At 70.4% G+C, this 7,104-nt stretch carries 1 protein-coding gene; it reads left to right on the top strand.

From position 1 onward, the window contains the following. Positions 1–7,104, top strand: a 7,104-nt coding sequence (locus tag NR810_RS51835) for a non-ribosomal peptide synthetase (RefSeq protein ID WP_257463595.1), incomplete at both ends; no start/stop codon positions are given.

Raw genomic sequence — 7,104 nt, 5'->3', positions numbered from 1 at the left:
CCTCATCAACGAGTACGGCCCCACCGAGACCGTCGTGGGCTGCTGCATCCATGAGGTGGCTCCGGAGGACCCCTCCACCGGCAACGTCCTCATCGGCCGTCCCATCGCCAACACCACCCTGCACGTGCTGGGCGAGGACCTGCGTCTGGTCCCCGTGGGCGCCGTGGGCGAGCTCTACATCGGTGGCGCCGGTGTGGCCCGCGGCTACCTGGCCCGTCCGGAGCTCACCGCCGAGCGCTTCATCCCCGACCCCTTCAGCGCCGAGCCCGGTGCCCGCCTGTACCGCACCGGTGACCGGGTGCGCCGTCTGTCCGACGGCCGGCTCGACTTCCTGGGCCGCATGGACTCCCAGGTGAAGGTGCGTGGCTTCCGCATCGAGCTGGGTGAAATCGAGACGGCGCTGCTGCAACTGCCCTCCGTGCGCGAGGCGGTGGTGGTGGTGCGCGAGGCCCGGCTGGTGGCCTACGTGGTGCCCAGGCCGGAGCAGGCGGTGGACTCCTCCGTGCTCCAGCAGTCGCTGCGGCAGGCTCTGCCCGAGCACATGGTGCCCTCCGCCTTCGTCGTGATGGAGTCCTTCCCCCTCTCTCCCAACGGCAAGGTGGACCGCAAGGCCCTCCCGGCGCCCGTGCAGGGCGCTGATAGGACGCGTGAGTACGTGGCCCCGCGCACCGAGGTCCAGCGGCAGCTCGCGGCCATCTGGGCCGAGCTGCTGCACGTCGAGCGCGTGGGACTCCACGACGACTTCTTCGAGCTGGGAGGGCACTCGCTGCTCACCACCCAGGTCGTCTCGCGCATCCGCAAGCTCTTCCAGGTGGAGCTGCCCCTTCGCGAGCTGTTCGACGCGCCCTCCGTCGCCGCACTGGCCTCGAGGGTCGAGGCGGCCATCGCCTCCGGACAGGGCGTTCACCTGCCCCCACTGGAGCGCGCCTCCCACGAGGGGCGGCTACAGCCCTCCTTCGCCCAACAGCGGCTGCTCTTCCTCGATCAGCTCGAACCGGACAGCCCCCTCTACAACATCCCCTCCGCCGTGATGTTGGAGGGTCCCCTGGACGCGGAGGTGCTCGAACGCGCCCTGCGCGAGGTGCAGCGCCGCCACGAGTCCCTGCGCACGGTGTTCCTCGTCGACGAGCAGGGTCCCGTCCTGCGCGTCACCTCCGAGGTCTCGCTCGTCCTGGCCCGCCTGGATGTCCGGCACCTGCCCGAGGCCGAGCGCATGGCCGAGGCCCTGCGGCACGTCTCCGCCGAGGCCCTGCGTCCGTTCGATCTCGCCCGGGGCCCGCTGCTGCGCGGCCTGCTCGTGCAGCTCGAGGCCCAGCGGCACGTGCTGGCGCTGACGATGCACCACATCATCTCCGACGGCTGGTCCATGGGCGTGCTGGTGCGCGAGCTGGTGGCGCTCCACGCGGCCTTCCGCGCCGGCCAGGCCTCGCCCCTGCCCGAGCTGCCCGTGCAGTACTCCGACTTCGCCGCCTGGCAGCGCCAGTGGCTGCAGGACTCGGCACTGAGGACCCAGCTCGACTGGTGGAGCCAGCAGCTCGCGGGTGCACCCAATGCCCTGGAGCTGCCCACCGACAGGCCTCGTCCCGCCACCCAGTCCTATCGCGGCGCCACGCTCCCCGTGCGCCTGCCCCGGGAGCTGTCCGAGGCCGTGCGCGACCTCTGCCAGCGTGAGGGCGTCACGCCCTTCATGCTCATGCTGGCCGCCTTCCAGGTGCTGCTGCACCGCTACTCGGGGCAGGAGGACATCTCCGTCGGCTCTCCCATCGCGGGCCGCAACCGCTCCGAGGTCGAGGAGCTCATCGGCCTCTTCGTCAACACCCTGGTGCTTCGCGGCCGTCTGGGCGGCAACCCCACCTTCCGCCAGTTGCTGGCCCAGGTCCGCGACACGACGCTCGGTGCCTATGCCCACCAGGATCTGCCCTTCGAGCGCCTGGTGGAGGCACTCAAGCCCGAGCGGGATCTGAGCCGTCCTCCTCTCTTCCAGGTGATGTTCGTCTACGACCAGGATCCGATGAAGGGCCTGGAGCTGCCGGGCCTCACGCCGCGCCCGGTGGAGGTGGAGCAGACGACCGCCAAGTTCGACCTCACGCTCACGCTGACGGATACGGCCGAGGGGCTGACCGGCTCGTTCGAGTACAGCACCGACCTGTTCGACGCCACGACCGTGGCCCGCATGGCCGAGCACCTGCGGAACCTGCTGCGGAGCATCGTCGCCGACCCGGCCCGTCCCATCTCCCAGCTCGCCCTGCTCTCCGAGGCCGAGCAGCGCCGGCTGCTGGTCGAGTGGAACACCACGCACCTGAAGCGCGAGGAGGACCCGACGCTGCACGGGCACATCGAGGCCCAGGTGGAGCGCACCCCGGACGCCATCGCCCTGGAGTTCGAGGACCAGCGCCTCACCTACCGGGAGCTCGACACGCGCGCCAACCAGCTCGCCAACGCCCTGCGCGCGCGCGGCGTGGGCCCCGAGGTCCGGGTGGCCCTGTGCGTGGAGCGCTCGGTGGAGATGGTGGTGGGTCTCCTGGCCGTGCTCAAGGCCGGCGGCGCCTACGTGCCCCTCGAGCCCACGCTGCCCCAGGAGCGTCTGCGCTACATGCTGCGGACGTGCGCCGCGCCGCTGGTCCTCACCCAGGCCCGTCACGCGAGCCAGCTCCCCGAGGGGGGCCCCGAGGTCCTCTGCCTGGACACCGGGTGGGAGCAGTTCGCCCGGTACGGCACGGAGCGGGTCGACCCGCCCGTGAGCGGCACCAACCTGGCGTACGTCATCTTCACCTCGGGCTCCACCGGTCAGCCCAAGGGCGCGATGAACACCCATGAGGCCATCTGCAACCGCCTGTTGTGGATGCAGGAGGCCTATGGCCTGACGTCCGAGGACCGCGTCCTGCAGAAGACGCCCTATGGCTTCGACGTCTCCGTCTGGGAGTTCTTCTGGCCCCTCATGTTCGGCGCGCGGCTGGTGGTGGCGAAGCCCGGTGGCCACCAGGACAGTGCCTACCTGGTGCGCCTCATCGCCCAGCAGCGCATCACCACCCTGCACTTCGTCCCCTCCATGCTGGGAGCGTTCCTGGAGGAGCAGGGCCTGGAGACGTGCACCAGCCTGCGCCGCATCATCTGCAGCGGCGAGGCCCTGCCCGCCGAGTTGCAGGTGCGCTGCCTGGAGCGCCTGGGCGCCGAGCTGCACAACCTCTACGGCCCCACCGAGGCCGCGGTGGACGTCACCTACTGGGCCTGCGTGCGCGGAGACCGGCGTTCCACCGTGCCCATCGGCTACCCCATCGCCAACGTGTACATGCGCATCCTCGATGAACGCCTCGGGCTGGTTCCTCAAGGCGTCGTGGGAGAGCTGCACATCGGCGGCATCGCCCTGGCGCGCGGCTACGTGGGCCGGCCCGATCTGTCGGCCGAGCGCTTCATCCCGGACCCCTTCAGCGACACTCCGGGCGCGCGGCTCTACAAGACGGGCGACCTGGCGCGCTACCTGCCCGATGGCAGCATCGAGTACCAGGGCCGCACCGACTTCCAGCTCAAGCTGCGCGGCTTCCGCATCGAGTTGGGAGAGATCGAGGCCACGCTGGCGCGTCATCCTTCCGTGAACCAGGCGGCGGTGATCGCCCGCGAGGATCTGCCTGGTAACAAGCGCCTGGTGGCCTATGTCGTCCCCACCGCCGGGCACACGATGGATGCCGAGGCGCTGCGCACCCTGCTCAAGGCCCACCTGCCCGAGTACATGGTGCCCTCGGCCTTCGTCTCGCTGGAGGCGATGCCCATCACCACCAACGGCAAGCTCGACAGGCGCGCCCTGCCGGCTCCCGATGTGATGCAGCCCCTGTCCGAGTACGTGGCTCCTCGCACCGCCGTGGAGCAGCGCCTGGCCGCCATCTGGGCCCAGGTGCTCGGCCTGCCCCGCGTCAGCCTGCACGATGACTTCTTCGCCCTCGGCGGAGACTCCATCCTCAGCCTGCAGATCGTCGCCCGTGCCCGCCAGGCCGGACTGCACCTGACCCCCAAGCACCTCTTCCAACACCCGACGTTGGCCCGGCTGGCCAGTGCCATCTCCGAGGGACAGGGAGTACAGGCCGAGCAGGGTCCCGTCTCTGGCCCCGTGCCCCTCACTCCCATCCAGCGCTGGATGACGGAGATGGAGCTGCCCCGGCCCGGCCACTTCAACCAATCCGTGCTGCTCCAGGCCCGCGAGACCGTGGAGGTCTCCTCGTTGGAGAAGGCACTCCAGCACGTCGTGGAGCATCACGACGCGCTGCGCATGAGCCTCGTGCGCGGCGAGTCCGGTGCATGGCTGCAGGAGAACCAGCCCCTGGGTCCCACCGCCTCGCTCGTGCGGGTGGACCTCTCCGCCACACCTGACGCCGAGCTGCCCGCGGCCCTGGAGGCCGAGGCCACCCGCGTCCAGGCCAGCCTCGACCTGGGCACGCCCCCGCTGCTGCGTGCCGCCCTCTTCGACCTCGGCGCCCAACGTCCGGCACGGCTGCTGCTCGTCATTCACCACCTGGTGGTGGACGGCGTCTCCTGGCGCGTGCTGCTCGAGGACCTGGCCACCGCCTACGCCCAGCTGCGTCGTGGCCAGCCGGTGTCCCTGCCCTCCAAGTCCACCTCGTTCAAGGCCTGGGCCGAGCGCCTGGTGGAGTACGCCCGCTCCGAGGCCCTCACCCAGGAGGCCTCCTGGTGGATGAGTCAGCCGATTCAGGCCACGCCCCTTCCCCAGGACAAGGCTTCCGGGAAGAACACCTCCGGCTCCGCGCGCACCGTCACCGTGTCGCTCGATGCCGAGGAGACCCGGCTGCTGTTGCAGCAGGTGCCCACGGCCTACCGCACTCACATCAATGACGTGCTGCTGGCCGCACTCGTCCAGTCGCTCGCGCCGTGGACGGGACAATCCCGTCTGCTGGTGGATCTCGAGGGCCACGGCCGCGAGGAGCTCTTCCAGGGCGTGGACCTCTCGCGCACCGTGGGCTGGTTCACCGCGCTCTATCCGGTGATGCTGGAGGTGCCCGCGTCCGCATCCCCCTCCGAGGCGGTGCGCTCGGTGCGCCGCACCCTGCGCCAGGTCCCCGAGCGCGGCATTGGCTACGGCCTGCTGCGCTACCTGCGCGAGGATGAGCCCTCGCGGCAGTTGCGCGCCAGGCCCCAGGCCCCGGTGCTGTTCAACTATCTCGGCCAGTTCGACGCCGTGGTGTCTCAGCACTCCCCCTTCGCCCCATCCTCCGAGCCCACCGGCGCCCACCAGAGCGCCGAGTCCCCGCGCAGCCACTTGCTGGAGATCAACGGCATGGTGCTCGGCGGGCGGCTGGAGCTGCAGTGGACCTACAGCGACAACCTCCACGAGCACACCACCATCGAGCGGCTCGCCCTTGGCTCGCTCGAGGCCCTGCGCGCCCTCATCGCGGGCCGCTTCGCCCCCGACGCGTCGCGCCCCATCGCCGTCGACTTCCCCCTGGCCCGCCTCGACGACTCCGCTCTCGATCGTCTGCTCCAGTCGGCTCCGGCTCTCGAGGACCTCTTCCCGCTCTCCCACGTGCAGCAGGGCATGCTCTTCCATGCCCTGCTCGCGCCTTCCTCGGGCTCCTACGTCCAGCAACTCACCTGGTCCATCCATTCGGCGTTGGACCTCACGGCCCTGCGCCGCGCCTGGGAGCAACTCCTCCAGCGCCATACCGTGCTGCGCACCTGCTTCGTCTGGGAGGGCCTGCCTCAGCCCCTCCAGGTGGTGCACTCCGGCGTAGCCACGCCCTGGCAGGAGCTGGATTGGCGCCAGCTCTCCTCCGAGCAGCAGCGCGCCCGCTTGGAGTCCCTGCTGAGCGAGGACCGCTCCCGCGGCTTCGACCTCACCCAGGCTCCGCTCACGCGACTGGCGATCATCCGCACCTCGGATGACTCCGTCCGCATCCTCTGGAGCCACCACCACCTGCTGCTGGATGGCTGGAGCGTCGCGGTGCTCCTCAAGGAGCTCTTCGCCCTTTACGACGCCGCGATCCAGGGACAACCGGCATCGCTGGAGCCCACACCCGCGTGGCGCGACTACATCTCCTGGCTGCAACGACAGGACGTGGCCAGCGTCGAGCCCTTCTGGCGTCGTGCCCTCCAGGGCTTCTCCTCGCCCACGCCCCTGCCCGCGCAGGTGCCGGGTGCCCGCGTGGGCTCCACCGTCATGCGCGTGGACGAGCGCGCGCTCAACCTCCCCGCGCCCGCCACTGCGGCGCTTCAGGCCTTCGCCCGCAAGCACCAGCTCACCGTCAACACGCTGACCCAGGCCGCCTGGGCCTTCGTCCTCTCGCGCTACAGCGGCGAGCAGGACGTCGTCTTCGGAACCACCGTGTCCGGCCGTCCCCCGGCGCTCTCCGGCATCGAGTCCATGGTGGGCCTCTTCATCAACACCCTCCCGGCGCGGGTGCGGGTGCGGCCCGACGCCTCCCTGGTGCCCTGGCTGCGACAGCTCCAGGACTGGCAGCTCGAGCTGCGCCAGCACGAGCACAGCCCCCTCGTCCAGGTGCAGTCCTGGAGCGAGGTGCCTCGCGGCATTCCGCTCTTCGAGAGCTTGTTCGTCTTCGAGAACTACCCCATCGACGCCTCCATCCAGCAGGGCGCCGGCCGCCTGGAGGTGCGTGAGGCCCGCACGCAGGAGCAGACGAACTACGCGCTCACCGCCTGCGCTACTCCGGGCGAAACACTCGAGCTGAAGCTGACGTGGGACACGGAGCGCTTCGACACGGCTGGCATCGCCCGGCTGTTGGAGCACTGGCGCATCGCGCTCGAGGGACTGGCCTCCGGCACGGTCCAGCACGTGGGCGAGTTGCCCCTGCTCACTGATTCCGAGCGCCACCAGCTCCTGGTGCAGTGGAACGACACCCGCGCCGACTTCCCCCGCGAGCTGTGCGTCCACCACCTGCTCGAGGCCCAGGCCTCCCGCTCTCCCGAGGCCCTGGCCGTCGTCTCCCAGGATGTACGTCTGTCCTTTGGTGAGTTGGAGCGCCGCTCCAATCAGCTCGCCTTCCACCTGCGCTCCCTGGGCGTCGGCCCCGACTGCCTCGTCGGCCTCTTCCTCGAGCGCAACGCCGACCTCGTCGTGGGCCTGCTCGGCATCCTCAAGGC

The sequence above is a fragment of the Archangium lipolyticum genome (assembly GCF_024623785.1).
Taxonomy (GTDB): domain Bacteria; phylum Myxococcota; class Myxococcia; order Myxococcales; family Myxococcaceae; genus Archangium; species Archangium lipolyticum.
This window is presented reverse-complemented; position numbering and strand designations above follow the sequence as displayed.